14 protein-coding genes and 1 tRNA gene are annotated in these 17001 nt (G+C 39.2%); 5 read left to right on the top strand and 10 right to left on the bottom strand.

Going from position 1 to position 17001, the window contains the following annotated elements; translation table 11 throughout:
• Positions 1-13: 13 nt before the first annotated feature.
• The 4 genes from ACFG4S_RS28000 to ACFG4S_RS27985 form a co-directional block, all read right to left on the bottom strand.
• Positions 14-538, bottom strand: a complete 525-nt coding sequence (locus tag ACFG4S_RS28000) for a hypothetical protein (protein ID WP_392532181.1) — start codon at positions 536-538, stop codon at positions 14-16.
• 254 nt (positions 539-792) lie between these two features.
• Positions 793-4464: a response regulator gene (locus tag ACFG4S_RS27995; RefSeq protein WP_392532180.1), complete on the bottom strand. Its 3672-nt coding sequence runs from the start codon at positions 4462-4464 to the stop codon at positions 793-795.
• A gap of 503 nt (positions 4465-4967) precedes the next feature.
• Complete coding sequence (locus ACFG4S_RS27990; RefSeq protein ID WP_392532179.1) at positions 4968-5840, bottom strand: hypothetical protein; 873 nt, start codon at positions 5838-5840, stop codon at positions 4968-4970.
• A 53-nt stretch (positions 5841-5893) separates the two neighbouring features.
• Positions 5894-6172 carry a GlsB/YeaQ/YmgE family stress response membrane protein gene (locus ACFG4S_RS27985; protein WP_096540082.1) on the bottom strand — a complete coding sequence of 93 codons (279 nt, stop codon included), beginning with the start codon at positions 6170-6172 and terminating at the stop codon, positions 5894-5896.
• A gap of 756 nt (positions 6173-6928) precedes the next feature.
• On the opposite strand from ACFG4S_RS27985, the gene ACFG4S_RS27980 reads away from it, so the two are divergent.
• Both ACFG4S_RS27980 and psb35 read left to right on the top strand, forming a co-directional pair.
• Entirely contained in the window at positions 6929-7111 is a 183-nt protein-coding gene (locus tag ACFG4S_RS27980; protein WP_392532178.1) for a CsbD family protein, read from the top strand.
• Positions 7112-7349: 238 nt separating this feature from the next.
• On the top strand, positions 7350-7559 hold the full coding sequence (gene psb35, locus ACFG4S_RS27975; RefSeq protein WP_392532177.1) for a photosystem II assembly protein Psb35: 210 nt from the start codon (positions 7350-7352) through the stop codon (positions 7557-7559).
• A gap of 127 nt (positions 7560-7686) precedes the next feature.
• Here psb35 and ACFG4S_RS27970 read toward each other — a convergent pair whose 3' ends face one another.
• Entirely contained in the window at positions 7687-8781 is a 1095-nt protein-coding gene (locus ACFG4S_RS27970) for a response regulator (protein WP_392532176.1), read from the bottom strand.
• Between the two features lie 503 nt (positions 8782-9284).
• On the opposite strand from ACFG4S_RS27970, the gene ACFG4S_RS27965 reads away from it, so the two are divergent.
• From ACFG4S_RS27965 to ACFG4S_RS27955, 3 genes are all read left to right on the top strand, one after another.
• The gene (locus ACFG4S_RS27965; protein WP_392532175.1) at positions 9285-10004 is read left to right on the top strand and encodes a response regulator; all 720 of its coding nucleotides are present in this window, start codon (positions 9285-9287) and stop codon (positions 10002-10004) included.
• Between the two features lie 149 nt (positions 10005-10153).
• A tRNA-Leu gene (locus tag ACFG4S_RS27960) sits at positions 10154-10235 on the top strand.
• Positions 10236-10319: 84 nt separating this feature from the next.
• On the top strand, positions 10320-11102 hold the full coding sequence (locus tag ACFG4S_RS27955) for a TrmH family RNA methyltransferase (protein WP_392532174.1): 783 nt from the start codon (positions 10320-10322) through the stop codon (positions 11100-11102).
• 198 nt (positions 11103-11300) lie between these two features.
• Here the strand turns inward: ACFG4S_RS27955 and ACFG4S_RS27950 are convergent, their stop codons facing one another.
• From ACFG4S_RS27950 to aroB, 5 genes are all read right to left on the bottom strand, one after another.
• Positions 11301-11669 carry a hypothetical protein gene (locus tag ACFG4S_RS27950; protein WP_392532173.1) on the bottom strand — a complete coding sequence of 123 codons (369 nt, stop codon included), beginning with the start codon at positions 11667-11669 and terminating at the stop codon, positions 11301-11303.
• A 417-nt stretch (positions 11670-12086) separates the two neighbouring features.
• Entirely contained in the window at positions 12087-13490 is a 1404-nt protein-coding gene (locus ACFG4S_RS27945; protein WP_392532172.1) for a tyrosine phenol-lyase, read from the bottom strand.
• 968 nt (positions 13491-14458) lie between these two features.
• A complete protein-coding gene (locus ACFG4S_RS27940) occupies positions 14459-15037 on the bottom strand; it encodes a Uma2 family endonuclease (protein ID WP_392532171.1) in 579 nt (192 codons plus the stop codon).
• A gap of 57 nt (positions 15038-15094) precedes the next feature.
• Positions 15095-15673 (bottom strand): Uma2 family endonuclease, encoded by a 579-nt coding sequence (locus tag ACFG4S_RS27935; RefSeq protein WP_392532170.1) that lies wholly within the window; start codon positions 15671-15673, stop codon positions 15095-15097.
• 185 nt (positions 15674-15858) lie between these two features.
• Positions 15859-16950, bottom strand: a complete 1092-nt coding sequence (gene aroB / locus ACFG4S_RS27930; RefSeq protein WP_392532169.1) for a 3-dehydroquinate synthase — start codon at positions 16948-16950, stop codon at positions 15859-15861.
• Positions 16951-17001 lie beyond the last annotated feature (51 nt).

Here is a 17001-nt window from a genome sequence, read left to right as displayed (position 1 = left end):
GCATCATAACGAATTATTTTAACCAAGTGGCTGTTACTCCTAAAACAGCGATCGCAATTATGGAAATTCCAGCTAGCCATCTCACCTGGTAACGCAGATTTTTAATCTCTTGGCTGAGAATTTCTGTCTGTGATGTAGAATATGGTTTAACTTGTGCAACTTCGATCGCTAGTTCTTGGGGTCTGGCTTGGGGAGTTCCAAAAGTTACCTGAGAGTGTAACCAATCAGCAATCAGTTGCGGACAGTTCTTTTTAAACCAATTAAAAGCTAAGATTCTAAAAACTGGTTTGGACATTCGGGCAATTAATTTCATCAACCTGTTTAGAGGTTGTACCCGCAGCTTTTGGTTGATTAGGTTGACTGAGCCAACATCATACAGACAATCCAGAATAAGTTTCACAGTGGCTTCTTCACTGTTAATCAGATTTTGCAGTAATAGCAGAACATCATGCATACGCTCTGCTTCAATATACTTTTCTGCTAATTTTTCTGGAGAACTGACTGATGTGTTTAAGGGGGTTTGTCTTACTATTGTCATATTGGAAACATAACAGGTATATTAATGTAAGTACACCTATCCACCGAGAGAAAGATGTTTTATCTAGAGAAATAACCTAAAAAGTTGCATGAAACAGAGTTATTTCGTCAAAAGATAGAAGTTCTATAAATTATTTTATTATTGAAATGAATTTCGTGTCATTGATATTGTTTTAACTAAAGATGGTGACAAGGGGACAAGGAGATAAACAAAACTCCTAACGCCTAATTCCCAATCCCCAATCCCCAATCCCCTCACCTATACAACCAAACGCGGAGCAGTGAAAGCAGTTGCTCGGTATCTACAGGTTTAGTGATATAGTCAGAGGCTCCAGCCTCGATGCACTTTTCGCGATCGCCTGGCATGGCTTTGGCAGTTAAAGCAATTATTGGTAATGAGCGAAACTGTGGTTGCTGGCGGATGACGCGGGTGGTTTCGTAACCGTCCATTTCTGGCATCATGATGTCCATCAAAACAATATTGATGTCAGGATTAGCTTGCAGTTTCTTGATGCCATCTCTGCCATTTTCAGCAAACAGCACTTGCATGTGATAGCTTTCTAAAAAGCTGGTGATGGCAAAGATATTTCGTAAGTCATCATCGACAATCAAAATTTTCCGATTAGCTAGCACCGGATCGGTTTGGTGTAGCTGTTCGAGAATTTGCCGCTTAGGTGGTGGCAAATTTGCTTGTACTCGGTGCAAAAACAGGGCTGTTTCGTCTAATAACCGTTCTGGCGATCGCACATTTTTAATAATAATTGTCTCTGCTAGCCCCCGCAGTTTGGTTTCTTCTTGTCGGCTTAGTTCTTTGCCGGTGTAGACGATGATCGGTAGTTTCATCAGCCTGGGTTCAAGTTTGATCTGCTCAATCAGTGCAAATCCCGTCATATCGGGCAGACCTAAATCCAGTACCATACAATCAAAATGTTGCGATCGCAATATTTCGAGTGCTTCTGCTCCCGTACCCACAGCTGTACTATGGACATCGTTATTACCAATCAATTCAATAATACTTTGAGCTTGTATGCGGTCATCTTCTACTACTAAAAGATTTTTTACCTGACGCTCAATAAAGCCTTTAATCTCTGTTAATACCTGATTTAGGTCTTCTGGAGAAACAGGTTTTTGTAGATAAGTAATTGCTCCTAGTTGTAATCCCCGTTGCTGTCTTTCATCTACAGAAAGTATGTGTACTGGTATGTGTCTGGTGTCTGGGTTATGCTTGAGACGATCTAGCACCGTCCAACCATCCATCTCAGGCATATAAATATCTAGCATAATTGCATTTGGCTTAAACTGTTGCGCCAGTGTTAGACCTTGTTTACTCTGTAAAGCAACAATTCCTTTAAAGCCCTGCTGACGTGCCATATCTAATAAGATGCGAGCAAATTTATCGTCATCTTCAATAATCAGCAAAACGCGATCGCCTGATTCAATTATTTCGCGATCGTCTGGGATTGGGTTGGGGGTGGGAACCACTTTCGCTGATGGAGAAATGTCCACAGAAGTGGTTCGGCTTTCAATCGGCGGCATTTTGGAGGTGGAATGCACTAAAGTGGTGAGAACATTTTTAGCTATTTCTCCCTTTCCCTCAACTCGACTTTGTGTTTTTTCTAAAGCCGCCCGTCTTCCCATTTCCCCTTTTTCTATCAGCGGTAAGTAGAGAGTGAAAGTACTTCCGTGTTCTGGTTGGCTGACTAGTTCAATTCTCCCGCCCAAAAGTTGAGCTAGTTCACGGCTGATGGACAAGCCCAAGCCAGTTCCGCCATACCTGCGGCTAGTTGTGCCATCTGCTTGCTGAAATGCCTCGAAAATAATCCTCTGTTTTTCGGCTGGAATGCCAATACCTGTATCCGTGACTGCAAAAGCAACCATCGGATTATCAACCCTGGATTTCTCAGTTGCCATACTAATTTTTAACTTGACGCCTCCTTGTTCAGTAAACTTAAAGGCGTTGGCTAGGAGATTTTTTAGAACTTGTTGCAAGCGTTTGGAGTCGGTAGAAATTACCGGGGGTAAATTGTCGTCCAATTCAATGGCAAAACTGAGTTTTTGATTTTGGGCAACTTGAGCGAAAGTATGGTCTAAAGATGTTTGCAAATCCGTAAAGGCAACTTGCTCAATGTTTAGTAACATAGTACCCGACTCAATTTTTGCCAAATCTAAAATGTCATTAATTAACTCCAGTAAATCAGTCCCGGCAGAATAAATTGTCCGGCTATATTCTACTTGTTTATCGGTCAAGTTGTTACCTGAATTATCTGATAACAATCTTGCTAAAATTAACAGGCTATTTAGTGGTGTCCGTAACTCATGGGACATATTCGCCAAAAATTCTGACTTATATTTAGAAGATAATTCCAGTTGCTCAGCTTTTTCTTCTAATGACTGCCTTGCCCCTTCAATCTCCTGGTTTTTGCGGGCAACTTCTTGATTTTGGATTTCTAATAGTTCTGCTTTTTCTTCTAACTCTTCGTTGAGTTGCTGTAATTCTTCGTTGGACTGCTTGACAAGAAATTGTGATTCTTGCAATTCTTGAGCTTGTTCTTCTAGCCGTTGATTGCTCTGCTGTAGTTCTTCTTGCTGGGTTTGGAGTTCCTCTGTTAAAGCAACAGATTCTTCAAGTAGTTGCTGAGTTTGGAATTGTGAGGCAATGTTATTTAAAAAGACACCCAAAATTTCACTCAATTGCTCTAGAAATGAAAGGTGAAGTTCGCTAAAAGGTTGAAAAGAGGCAAGTTCAATTACAGCATTTACCTGAGTTTCAAATAGTATGGGTAACACAATAATATTCAGTGGTGGAGCTTCTCCCAAGCCGGAACTGATGCGGATATAGTCACTGGGAACTTCCATTAAGAGAATTCTTTGTTTTTCTAAGGCGCATTGTCCTACCAATCCCTCCCCTAATCGAAACTGATTTGCCAGATTTTTACGCTCTTTGTAAGCATAACTACTCAACAATTTCAATAAAGGCTGGTCGTCTGTTGAGTCCATGATATAAAAAATGCCCTGAGTTGCCCCAACTAGCGGTGCTAGATTTGACAATATCATCCTAGACACACTTTCTAGATTTCGCTGCCCTTGGAGCATCTGGGTAAATTCAGCCAAGTTAGATTTTAGCCAGTTTTGCTCGTCATTTTTTTGAGTTGTATTTCGCAAATTAACAATCATCTGGCTGAAAGTTCGTTTCAGTACGCCGATTTCGTCTTGGCGATCGCTATCTAATAAACTCACCGATAAATCACCTTCCGCGACCTTTTGAGCCAAATCAGAAACTCGCTTCAGCGGTACTGAAATATGCCTGGTGAGGATAAATCCGATCGTAGCCAAGATTAGAGAAAATAGAGGAATACTATAAATAATATTGGCAATAGTTTGTTGGGCAGCTGCCCGTGCCCTCTCAGAGCGCTGCTTTAAGAGTAAATTCTCCTCATTTTTCATTGCTTGGATAAGTTTCTGGATCTGATCCATCAACTGCTTACCCCGATCTGTCAACACAGCTTGTTGGGCAGCTTCTAAGCCCTTACTTTGCCGTAGATTAATGACATCTTTCATTACAGTCATTCTCTCGGTTAGCAATGGCTGCAAAATATCAATCCGATTTTGTTGATTGGGGTTATCTGATGTCAACCTTTGAAGTTCGTTGATTTTTTGATTTAGTGCTTGTATGGCAGCATTATAAGGTTCTAAATAACGCTGTTCTCCAGTAATAATGTAACCACGTTGCCCAGTTTCAGCATTTGTCAGTTGCAAGTTGAGTTCTTCAAGCTGACTTAACACTTGGTAAGTGTGGTTTTCTTTGCGGGAAGTTTCAATTAGCTCATTGGTACTTTGGTAAGAGATTAAACCAATCGTACTCAGAATTGCCAAGCTCAAGGCAAAACCTGCTCCAATTTTGGTTCCAATCTTCAAACGATTCAACATTATTTACGAAAGTTAATTTAAATTATTTAAGTTGCTCTTGTAAGTGTTCTGATAAGTAAGAGGTATGAGCCAAACACAAAATTTACATCTTCTTTTATATTTTTTACTATATTGAATTATTTAAATGTTATTTTTTCAAAAAAAAGCAGAAATTTGGCATAATGGCATAATATTATTGTGAGGATCGGTGTTTAATATTTAATCTTGAGATAGTATAACTTATTTCAAAATAAGCAACCACCTTAAATTCTAATTATTTTTTGCTTTAGATAATTAAATTACTATTATTCCAGTATATATGGAATATCTAATTTTATTCCCAAAAGTTGGTTTTTATCAGTGCAGTTACTGATCTAAAAAACAGATTTTGCAAATAAAAAAGTAGAATTTATTGGTATATTGGGAAATATACATCATCTTTTAATAACGATCGTATCCCCAGTTTCTGAGAGAAACTGGGGATAAAAGTAAATTAAGTTTGACATTTAGCTAGAGATTATTAATTAACTGGCGTAGACATCGTTTTTAGCTGCATTAACTACCAATTGGCTATAGATCCGAAAATGTTGAATGTTGTTACTCTCTAAAATAGCTCTTGCACCTGCCATATAGATATCAGTAGTATTTAGCAATATAAGGAAATAGCCAAGGTTCAATTGCTCTTCATAATATTTTACGAGAGTGTCGGGGATTCCTAAAACATTGTAGTTATCTTTAGTAATTAGTGAGACTTGACTCATAGGAAAGCCAGCTTTTCTGAGTTCAGTAATTGTAGCTTCCACATCGTGAAGCCGAGAAAAAACACCAACTCCATATTTATAGCGATTTTTCGGGGATAAGTATGGTTGATAAACGCTCCATTGTTGAATGCTATGGCGATTAAAAACCCTCTTAGCAAAACGAATTTCTACTTCTACACCAGTCACTATGACCAAATAGTAACCTTGGAAAACTAAATCGCTATAATCCTGCGCTTGTTCCTTGGGAATTCCTAAAGCTAGCAAAGCACTTGGCAGACCACAAGTTGTTGAACCGATCGCACCACCTGCTAAAGTAGTAGCGATCGCTCTTGCTTCTGCTCCGACTAACATGACTGGGCCGATACCATGAAGTGTCAACACAACTGTACCAACTAATAAGCTAGTCAAACTAGCTAAAGCACCACTAGTAATAGCTCCAGTACTTTCCTCAGATGCATTGCCAGTATTCTCTTTAACTTCAATACTAGCAATATCACTTTGTTTTTGTGCGTTCCGGGCAATTATAGAAACTTTCTGCATTGGAAAATTAGCAGCTTTTAGTTCCTGAAGTGCCAATTCTGCATCTGAGAATTCAGCGAAAACTCCTATAGATCTTCGCTCTTTTTCTAATGTCATCTTACCTATTTTTTGCGACTCAAAATGATTCCCAAAATTCCGATCTGAGGTAGTTACACAGCGCTACGAGTTAGTAATCCCCAAAGGAAAATCAATAGCATAGCACCAAGAACAGCAAATAAAATACTTCCTAGTGATAAAGCTCCTACGGATGCGGCCGCTGCCGAACCACTACCTAACAAAACCTGACCTAAGTAACCGCCGACTACAGCACCGAGAATTCCTAAGACAATGGTGGAGAGAATACCGCCACCTTGGGTTCCTGGATAAAAGAATTTAGCTAAAGCACCAGCAATTAAACCCAAAACTAACCAAGCAATGATGTTACCCATAATATTCCACTTCTCCTTTCTTCACGAAAATGTTGTTTGTTTTTGTTTCGTTTAACTATGTTTATATTAAAATCTGTTTGCAAAATTCACGATCTATCTAGAGAACTAATATGAAAAATCTTTAGATATTAATCGATCTCCATAAGATCATCTGTGAGAATGAATATATAGAATTCAGAAGTAAAACAGGCTTTACACCTGGCTTGGAGACTTAACATGAAGTGGGTTTAGAAGTAGGATAGCGCAGCGGTAGCAAGTCTACGAGCTTCGGCAGAAGGCAGGATAGCGCAGCGGTAGGGACTCCGGGTACTCTGTAAGAGTTGCAAGCTAAGCTTTTAGCGTCTCATAGAGAACGTCGGCAGATTTAGAAAGTGTTTATATCTGATTTATAGTCCAGAATTCTGTACCTCATATACTTCCAAATTACTTAAGATTTATTTGATAAATGACTTGTTAGTGTTCACTAAATATTTTCTTGCTGATTAGTGAACTACCATATTATTCATGAATAAGTTTATCTTCAGATAGAGGAATATCATCATTTTTACTATCTTTAGAATATTTCTGGAATTCTTAAGAGTTACTCTAAGGTTTAAATAACTATATAAAATGGGAACAAATATTTTTGAGAAAAATATCTTCAGATAGAAGAATTAATTTTTTTTTAAAAGTAATCTATAAATATTGCAGCACCAACCCAGTTTGGTAAGCAATAACGAATAACACAGTTAACTAATTCCATTTTAGGAGTCAATTATGAGTATCGAAGATAGAGCAAAGGCTGTTGCTAAAAATGTCGAAGGAAAAGCTCAAGAAATAATTGGTGACATCACAGGTAACCCTGATGATAAAGCTGAAGGTAAAGCTAAGCAAGCAGAATCACAGGTTCGTCACACAGTTGAAAATGTCAAAGATGAAGTTAAGAAAGCTGTAGATTAGACTGGAATTTATATAGACATAAGGTTTAGCTAAAATCATAAGTTCCTAAACCTTCTCCTCCCATGAAGTCTATGTTATGCCATTCGCATAAATATTTATTTGGTTTATTTGCAACAAATGAACTGGTGGTAAGTATTTGGCGAATTGGTATAACATATAAGGCTTTCATAAATTTTGACAATACTGCTTACAAAATAATTTCCTAAGCCATCACTAATTTTTTCAAAGGTGTCAAGTCATGATTAATCTACTATTTACTTATCTTTTAACTGACATAGCTGTGACATCAGAAGCTAGTTCTAGTTATTCTATTGTACTGACAGCATTATTGATAGTAGGTTTTATTGCTGCTGTTACTATCGGGTCAATTGCCTGGTACAATTCTAAACGTCCTCTGGGTTGGGAAGATAAACAGCGTCCTGATGTTGTTCCAGAAATAGATAAGTAATAAATAAAATATTTGTCTCGCTCCTCCTAAGTCTAAGTGTGTTCTTGGTGTTCACGGATTTTGTTTGTGAACACTATTTTTTAATTTCAAAATATCTCTTGCACAAAATACAGTATGTTATGTCATACTAATTTTCGTCAGCCAGAGGAAGACGTATAGTAAATGTACTGCCTTGTCCTGGCTCAGATATGACATCAATTGCGCCTTGATGCGCTTCGATAATACAGCGAGATAGATATAGTCCTAAACCACTACCAGAACGCTGATGTTTACCTTGGCGAAATCGCTCGAATAATATTGCTTGATCTTGTTGAGAAATTCCTGGTCCTGTGTCTTGGACATTAATAGTTATATCTGTCAAAGAGAGAGAACAGTGAATATTTACAGAACCTTTATCTGTAAATTTAATAGCATTACCGATGATATTTGTCAAAACTCGCCGCAGTTCTACACGATCGCCCATCACGGTACTTGCCGCTTTATTTGTATTAATATTTACAGCTAATCCTTTCTCTTCAGCTAAGGGAGTCAATTCTTGAGTAACTTCACTAACTAATTCTTGAATATTACAAGGAGAAATTTTTAAGGTTTTACAACCTGCTTCATGACGATAAACTTCTAACAAGGTATTTACCATTTCTAGCAGGTCTTGGTTACTGCCAATCATGGTATTAATTATTTCTTGTAATTGTGGCGAAACATCGCAAAACCTACCTTCGATCAATAATTTTAATACACGGTTAGAGGCTACTAAGGGTATACGTAAATCGTGAGTAAAACGTGAGACAAAATCTGCCCGCAGGTTAGCCATTTGATCTCGTTCATCGATGCTATGCTTGAGACGAAGGAGCGATCGCACTCGTGCATGTAGTTCATCTGGATCGAATGGTTTACGAATAAAGTCATCTGCACCAGCATCAAGCCCTTCAACAACGCTAGACTCATAGTGAGCTGTGAGCAACAAAATCGGGATAAATGGCAACGCCTGATTTTTTCGGATGCGTCTAGTGAATTCATAGCCATCTATTTCTGGCATCATCACATCTAGGAGGATTAAGTCTGGCGGCGATTGCTCAACCAGATTCAGAGCAATTTTGCTATCTTCCACCAAGGTAATTTCATAGTCCTTATCTTCTAGGACTGCTTCTAAGACCAGTAAATTGTCAAAAACGTCATCGACAACGAGAATTTTATCTTTTTTAACAGTTTTAGTTAAAGACATGGCTCAATAAAAAAAGAAGTGCTTGGCTATCCCTCGCAAATCTAGTAATAGCTTACTTCAACAACGTTGAGATTATTAAAATTTCACATTTTCGTTTAAAGTTTCCTGAATTAAGGATAGTTGTTTAAGTATTTACACTTAGACAAAGACAGAGTTTGCGTATTTAATAATATGAAAACTTATATTTTTACAAGTATAGTCACAGACTGATTATCCAAGGAATATATCTTTGCGAGATAATAAAATAGCCGAGCCTAGCCCATTGTAAATTCTGAAGGTTGGCATCTTTATAGAAGTATAAAAATAGTTTTGGATTAAATTATATTTTTCAGCTAGAAACTCTTGCGGGAGAAAAACTTCCGAGATAAGGTTATTTATGTCTAAAGATAGATGCACTTCGGGGAACAATAGCAAACATATTGCTTTTTGTATAAAATCCCAAATGTAAGAACAAGACTATTTTAATGTTTACTTTAGATAGATAACAGTACAGTTAAGCAAGTATGAGTGAAATCAAGATCCTGCTGATTGAAGATCATAACCTTACAAGAATTGGTTTACGGGCTGCCTTGCAAACTCAGCCAGAAATAAACATTGTCGGTGAAGCGGCTAATGCCGCAGATGGAATACAACTTCTGAAAACTCTCAAGCCTGATGTTGCTACTATTGACATTGGTTTGCCTGACATGGATGGTATTGAACTAACACGCACATTTAGACAATATCAATCAGAGAAGGAGGATTATACAACAAAACTGCTGATTTTAACAATGCAGAATAGCGAACAAGCAGTTTTAGCAGCATTTGCAGCAGGTGCAGATTCTTATTGTATGAAGGATATCGAAAGTGAGAAACTAATTGAGGCTGTGCAAACGACCTATGCAGGTAGCTCATGGATCGATCCAGCGATCGCAGATCTTGTACTACAGCAAATACGTCAAGATTTCCCCGATGGCAGCAGAGGCTCAGCTGTAAAAAGAGTGTTGATTGAAGGTATTGACCCAGATGTTGAGAAAACTATCGTTAGCTATCCTTTAACTCAACGGGAAATGGACGTTTTAGAGTTAATTGTTGCTGGGTGTGATAATGCAGAAATCGCCAAAAGACTTTATTTAACCGTTGGTACTGTCAAAACTCATGTTCGGGGTATTCTCAATAAACTCTGTGTTGCTGACCGTACACAGGCAGCTGTACGTGCATTGCGTGCCGGCTTAGTACCTTAAAAAGTAACAATAACTAAGTAAAAAGTCAAAAGAAATACTCAATTTTTCTTTCTTTTGCCTTTTAACTTTTGACGTTAGCTTGAAAATATCACTTGACAAACGTAAAAAAATACGCAAAGATAAGAAATTGTGAATAAAGACAATCCCCAGCGGAACTGGCGGAATTGGCAGACGCGCTAGATTCAGGTTCTAGTGCCGCAAGGCTTCCGGGTTCAAGTCCCGGGTTCCGCATATCAGAGTTAAGAGTTACAAGTGAAGAGTTAATTTAGTTTCTTTTAACTCCTAACCGATCGCTCCTAACTCCTAAATGTTTTGATGTTAACCAGCTTACAGAATTCCCTAGTCAAGCAAATCCGTAAACTCCACTCAACCAAGGAGCGTCATAAGCAGCAGTTATTTTTGCTGGAAGGGACGCACCTGTTGGAAGAAGCTTGTGCAGTGAGTTACCCACTAGAGACAGTATGTTGTACTCCAGATTGGCAAGCGACCCATTCTTTACTGTGGGAAAAAGCTTGTAGTCAGTGCGATCGCGCCGAAATTGTGAGTAAAGAAGTCTTAGATGCCCTTGCTACTACAGTGCAACCCGATGGTGTGGTGGCAACGGCAAAACGCAGTGATGGTCAAACGAAAGTGCCGTTTACTGGTATAATTTTAGCTTTAGAAACAGTGCAAGATCCTGGTAACCTGGGTACGATGATCCGTACTGCGGCAGGTGCGGGGGCATCGGGTTTGTGGGTAAGTAGAGATAGTGTAGATTTAGATAGTCCAAAAGTTCTACGTGCATCGGCTGGGCAATGGTTTCGCCTAGCAACGGCAGTAACCGAAGATTTAAAAGCAACAGTCCAAGAAAGTCAGCAAGCAGGAATGCAGGTAGTAGCAACCTTGGCTAGTGCCACATTAACTTATTGGCAAGTGGACTGGCGAAAACCCAGTTTGATTTTACTGGGAAATGAGGGTGCCGGGTTGTCGCCTGATTTAATCGCGATCGCAGATCGGCAAGTGAGAATTCCTCTGAGTCCAGGGGTGGAATCTTTGAATGTGGCGATCGCCGCTGCTTTAATGTTGTACGAAGCTCAAAGGCAAAAGAGTCAAGAGTAATAAGGGATTTCCAACTAAAAAAATATTCCATCGTTGTGTATGCAGAGGAGGCAGAGGAGAAAGAATCTGCCACTATGAAAATGGGATAATTTATTTTCTGGAAGTCCCTAAGGGGATGAGGGAGACGCGGGGACACAGAGAAAAACGAATGACCGACTAATACCCAATTCCCCATACCCAATGCCCAAATCCTAACTTTTATTTCGCTTTTTGCTCCAAATATTGTTCAATATCAGCAACGGCGTCCTCAAAAGCCGCTAAATCAATATCTATCAAATCTTCAGCGAGTTCAACTTCATTAGCACTATGAGTATGTAATTTTGGTGTATCTTCATCCTCATTAGGACTTTCTAGTAAGATATCCTCTAATTGTTCGAGGGCTTCTTCAAACTCTTGATCGGCATCCAAGCGCTGCGGTTGGTGACTTTGCTCCATAATGTTGACTTCAAAATCCTGATTTACTAGCGTAATTTTTATAGATTTAAATTTTGCATATATAACATCATATTTGTGCCTATCTGCTTTATCAACTTTACACATAAAAGGATTGATGGCATGAATCGGCACAAAATTATTTTGTTTATGCGATCGCTTAATGAAAACTGAACTCTTTCCGTTACACTACCAACTGAAAAACTTGGACTATGTAGCAGTTGTTTGTTGTTACACCAGTTTCCAAGTAAGTGAGGTAGAAAATGTAAGACTCAAAATCAGGATATAAAGCAATACAGTTCAGATAAGACCAAAATACTTGTAGAGACGCCGATTTATCCCGTCTTTGTGATTTAGAATTTTCATCAAAAAGCCCTAACCCAATCGTATTGGGATATAAAGAGTTTCTAACTCCTGCCGACGCTCTCTAAGAGTACGCAGTTCGCTAACACTGCGCTACCCTGCCTTCTGCCTCAAAACCCGTAACTTTGTGCTTCATGCAAAAGAAAACTGCTGTATTTTAGTCAAAAATAGCAAATATGAACATAACCTTTACAGCAATTCAAACCGTGCCTGAAAAAACCGCAGATATTTTGGCTCGTAAATCATCTTCAGTCCTCGTAGGCGATCGCGATTATAATAAACTTCTTCAACTGCTTCAGCAGTCAAATCCATGTGAGCCTGGGTATACACTCGCCGGGGAATAGTCAAACGCACTAGTTCTAACTCTGGATAATAATTATCGCCGGTTTCTTTACTGCGTCCTGCAGAAACGATACCCCGTTCCATCGCCCGAATACCTGCCTCTAAATACAGTTCCGCTGCTAGGCGTTGTGCCGGAAATTGGTCTTGGGGAATTTGTGGTAAAAAGCGTTTGGCATCTAAATAAATCGCATGTCCACCAATGGGCACAACAATTGGAATACCCCAATCTAACAACTTTTGTCCCAAATACTCAACTTGCCCTACACGCGCACGAATATGATCGTCTTTCACTGATTCTTCGATACCGCGTGCCATAGCTTCCATATCTCGCCCAGCCATGCCACCGTAAGTATGCAAACCTTCATATATTACTATTAAATTACGTGCTTCTTCGTAGAGATTATAGTCATTGAGAGCCAGCCAACCACCGATGTTGACTAATGCATCCTTCTTGCCGCTCATGGTGCAGCCGTCAGTGTAGGAGCAAAATTCATGTAAGATAGTGGCGATCGCCTGATTAGCATAATCTTCCTCTCGCTGCTGGATAAAGTAGGCGTTTTCCACGGCGCGAGTAGCATCAAGAATAATCCGGATACCGTAGGTTTGGGCTAACTGATGTACCGCCCGTAAATTAGCCATTGACATCGGTTGTCCGCCAGCCATATTCACGGTTCCGGCGACGCTGATATAGGGAATGCGTTCTGCGCCAACTCGCTCAATTAAGTCTGTGAGCTTTTGCAGGTCTACATTACCCTTAAATGGATGCAATGATTCGGCATCGTGGGCTTCATCAATAATGACATCTACAAATGTCCCACCAGCTAACTCTTGATGCAGCCTGGTTGTGGTGAAATACATATTCCCAGGTATGTAATCACCTGGTTTAATCAATATCTGAGAAAGAATGTTTTCCGCCCCACGTCCTTGGTGAGTAGGAACTATATAGCGATAGCCGTAATATTTCTGAATATTTTCTTCTAAATTAAAGAAATTCTTGCTACCAGCGTAAGCTTCATCACCCAGCATCATCCCAGCCCATTGGTAATCGCTCATGGCAGAGGTGCCGCTGTCAGTCAACAAATCAATATAGACATCTTCAGAACGCAAGAGAAAAGTATTGTAACCTGCTGTGGCGATCGCCTGTTCTCGTTCAGCATGAGTAGTAATTTTTAACGGCTCAACCACCTTGATTTTATATGGCTCTGCCCAAGAGCGACGGCGGCGTGGGGAAGTGTGCTTCTTGTCGGTCATAGATTGATGCTCCTTTATACAGGTTGGCAAAATATTTGCATACCATTTTGGTTCCTAATACCTGTTGTTGCCAAGACCGTCATAACTATAGAAATTAAATTTGATTACTGAACTTACTTGCGTAGCTAAGGAAAGTACAGAACAGATGTATACTTATTTTTTCAAAAATCAAATACTAACTTTAGATAAACACAAGTCAAAGAAAAATATACGGAATATTTCCGTACTTGGAATTTAAAAAATACATCTTTTTATACATAATTAAGGAAGCGTTAAGAATTCTCTCAAAATCATCTTTATCTAGAGTGTAAACAGTTACCTATGGGAGAATTAAGTTAAGCATCAATAAATCTCTTTTTGTAAAGTTTTGTTTGGTTTATCGCTCGGTAATGAGTTTATGAGAATTCTAAATTAGGAATTCTGCATTTATTCATTAAAAGCATCATAAAAATTGGAGGTTATAAAATGGCAATTCGGAATAACTCAGTCACCAATTTCTGGCAGAGAGTACAAAAAGATTCAGTTGTTTGGGGGTCGTTAGCCCTTTGGGTTAGTGCGTTAGCTGTAGTTTTAGTAATGCTTTCAATGTTTTCTAACGCTTAGTTTAGGCAAGATTATTCTAGTTCCTGGGCAATAGTCTGGGAACTAAGACAGAGTATATATTAATTTTTGCTTGATACATAACCACTAGAAAAATTTGGATAAAGAAAAAAGGAAAGGTACAAGGAAAATCCACACATTTGTTCCTTAACCTTTCCTTTTTAACCAAATTCTGCAAGGAGTTCTACTTTATTACAAAATAATTATTTACTACTAGGGATTTTATTCCTATTTTTATCGAATAGAGTAGGACTAAAGTACTAGAAAAGAATAATACCTTAGCGGTCACTAAAATCAGGATATTTGATCCATGCGATCGCACTTATAAATTTTTAGGATTGGAATATTATGATATGTCTCAAATTTTGCTATTCAGAATCTAATGGTATTTTCGCTTTTTGAAACACCTGCTCAACAGTAAACTCTAATCCTTCAAATAAAGAATCTTTCAGTAATTCATCTCCCATATAAGTTTGTGGTGCTGCATCTGGATAAAAAACAGTAATACTTCTGGCTTGACTATCTAATACCCACACCCGCAGCACTTTAGCATCTAAATAATCTTTGGCTTTAGCTGCCATTTGCCCAAAGGTTTGCCGTGGGGAAATAATTTCAATCACTAAATCGGGAGCAACAGAACACGCTCCTTCTTGATCCCAATCAGCAGGTAAGCGTTCATTAGAAAGATATAAAATATCGGGTATTGGCGCCCAATCTCGCCCTCGACGGGTTAATGCAACAGCTAATTCTGGGCAAACTTCTCCTTTTCCCTCACACCATTGCTCAATCAAATTGAGAAGGGCGCGGGTAAGTTTAGAGTGAAATTTTTTTGGTGACATCTTAGGAATTGCTTGACCATGAACAAGTTCATAAGTTATATCTCCTTCGCCTAGTGAAAGATTTAGGAACTCTTGCAAAGTTAATTGATTCTTGGCTTCGAGTCTCATAACACAAATTCGCTGTCTACTAGTTTTAATCAAATTGTGCTAGATGCCCAAAATGTACTATTGGGTATCTAATGGTATTTTCGCTTTTTGAAACACCTGCTCAACAGTAAATTCTAATCCTTCAAATAAAGAATCTTTCAGTAATTCATCTCCCATATAAGTTTGTGGTGCTGCATCTGGATAAAAAACAGTAATACTTCTGGCTTGACTATCTAATACCCACACCCGCAGCACTTTAGCATCTAAATAATCTTTGGCTTTAGCTGCCATTTGTCCAAAGGTTTGCCCTGGCGAAATAATTTCAATCACTAAATCGGGAGGAATAGGACAAGCTTCGTTTTCATCCCAGTTAGTAGGTAAACGTTCATAAGAGATATATAAAATATCCGGAATTGGTACCCAATCTCGTCCTCGACGGGTTAGTGCAACAGCCCATTCGGGACAAACTTCTCCTTTTTCTTCACACCATTGCTCAATAAAATTGAGAAGGACGCGGGTCAGTTTTGCATGAAAAAATTTTGGTGACATTTTAGGAATTGCGTGACCATCAATAAGCTCATAAGTTATGTCTCCTTCGCCTGATGAAAGATTTAGGAACTCTTGTAAAGTTAATTGATTCTTGGCTTTGAGTATCATGGGTCAATAATTCGTAATTCGTAATTCGTAATTCGTAATTCGTAATTCGTAATTAAACTTCTTGCAAAAGTTATTCTTTGCGCCTTTGCGTGAGATAAAAAATTATTTGTGCAACACGTCTATTGAAGAGCAGGGCAACTAATTTTTATTCTGACTGCTGAATTCTGAATTCTTCTTCAAATTGTTTACATTCCTCGCAACACTTGCCGAATGATATCTGATGGAACTTCATCGGTAATTGTTACTACACCAATTTGCGTTGGCAAAATAAACCGTACTTTCCCAGCTTTGACTTTTTTATCTAACTGCAACGCATCAATAATTGCTTCAATATCCACTTCAGCTGGTAACTGAGTCGGTAAACCTGCTTTTTGAATTAAAGCGTTTTGACGTTCTGTGTCAACATTTTGCCACATTCCCAATTCCACAGCAATTTGACCGGCTGCTACCATACCGATCGCCACTGCTTCTCCGTGATTCACCAAACGATAACCAGTCAAACTTTCCACTGCATGACCGATGGTATGTCCATAGTTGAGAATTGCCCTTAATCCACCTTCTCTCTCATCTTTGCCAACAACATCGGCTTTAGCTTGACAAGAACGAGTTAATATGCTGTAAACTAAGTCGGATTTGACGTAGCGGAGTTGGTCGAGGCGTTTACTTGCTTCTAACTGGGCAAACAATTCAGCATCCCAAATCACACCGTACTTAATAACTTCTGCCATCCCGGCTCGAAATTCGCGCATCGGAAGAGTTTTCAATACTTCTGGGTCAATCAAAACCAAGCGTGGTTGATGAAATGCCCCAATTAAGTTTTTACCGTGGGGATGATTCACGCCAGTTTTGCCACCAATTGCCGAATCTACCATTGCCAACAGAGAGGTAGGTACTTGGACAACATTAATGCCCCGCAGCCAAGTTGCGGCAGCAAAGCCCGTCATATCCCCAATGACACCTCCTCCCAAAGCCACCATAGTCGAAGAACGTTCTAGGCGGTTTTCTAAGGCGACATCGTAGAGTTTTTGGATAGAGTTAAGGGTTTTGTAGCGTTCACCAGGTGGTAGGGCGCAGTTAGCAACTTCAAATCCAGCAGATGTTAGGGATGCAACGGCTCTTTCGCCAAAATGCTTAAAAATCGTCGGATTAGAAACCAGCAATACCTTCTTGCCTAACTTTAGACTGGCCATGTGTTGACCGAGTTGATCTAAACTCGAAGGTGCGATCGCAATTTCATAAGACTGCTCTGGTAAATTTACATTAATTACAGAATTCATTGCCCAACCCCAAATAAGCGCCCGTGGGCTGTATTCTATCGCAATCTGGGG

Source organism: Nostoc sp. C117, assembly GCF_043099735.1.
Classification (GTDB): domain Bacteria; phylum Cyanobacteriota; class Cyanobacteriia; order Cyanobacteriales; family Nostocaceae; genus Nostoc.
Note: the sequence above shows the minus strand (reverse complement) of the source record. Positions and strands in the feature narration are given on the sequence as shown.

Excerpts from the sequence above, each read along its gene's own strand:
- ACFG4S_RS28000 (WP_392532181.1), bottom strand. The coding sequence starts at position 538 with ATGACAATAGTAAGACAAACCCCCTTAAACACATCAGTCAGTTCTCCA.
- ACFG4S_RS27985 (WP_096540082.1), bottom strand. The coding sequence starts at position 6,172 with ATGGGTAACATCATTGCTTGGTTAGTTTTGGGTTTAATTGCTGGTGCT.
- ACFG4S_RS27995 (WP_392532180.1), bottom strand. The coding sequence starts at position 4,464 with ATGTTGAATCGTTTGAAGATTGGAACCAAAATTGGAGCAGGTTTTGCC.
- ACFG4S_RS27990 (WP_392532179.1), bottom strand. The coding sequence starts at position 5,840 with ATGACATTAGAAAAAGAGCGAAGATCTATAGGAGTTTTCGCTGAATTC.
- aroB (WP_392532169.1), bottom strand. The coding sequence starts at position 16,950 with ATGAATTCTGTAATTAATGTAAATTTACCAGAGCAGTCTTATGAAATT.
- ACFG4S_RS27935 (WP_392532170.1), bottom strand. The coding sequence starts at position 15,673 with ATGATACTCAAAGCCAAGAATCAATTAACTTTACAAGAGTTCCTAAAT.
- ACFG4S_RS27945 (WP_392532172.1), bottom strand. The coding sequence starts at position 13,490 with ATGACCGACAAGAAGCACACTTCCCCACGCCGCCGTCGCTCTTGGGCA.
- ACFG4S_RS27965 (WP_392532175.1), top strand. The coding sequence starts at position 9,285 with ATGAGTGAAATCAAGATCCTGCTGATTGAAGATCATAACCTTACAAGA.
- psb35 (WP_392532177.1), top strand. The coding sequence starts at position 7,350 with ATGATTAATCTACTATTTACTTATCTTTTAACTGACATAGCTGTGACA.
- ACFG4S_RS27970 (WP_392532176.1), bottom strand. The coding sequence starts at position 8,781 with ATGTCTTTAACTAAAACTGTTAAAAAAGATAAAATTCTCGTTGTCGAT.
- ACFG4S_RS27980 (WP_392532178.1), top strand. The coding sequence starts at position 6,929 with ATGAGTATCGAAGATAGAGCAAAGGCTGTTGCTAAAAATGTCGAAGGA.
- ACFG4S_RS27940 (WP_392532171.1), bottom strand. The coding sequence starts at position 15,037 with ATGAGACTCGAAGCCAAGAATCAATTAACTTTGCAAGAGTTCCTAAAT.
- ACFG4S_RS27955 (WP_392532174.1), top strand. The coding sequence starts at position 10,320 with ATGTTAACCAGCTTACAGAATTCCCTAGTCAAGCAAATCCGTAAACTC.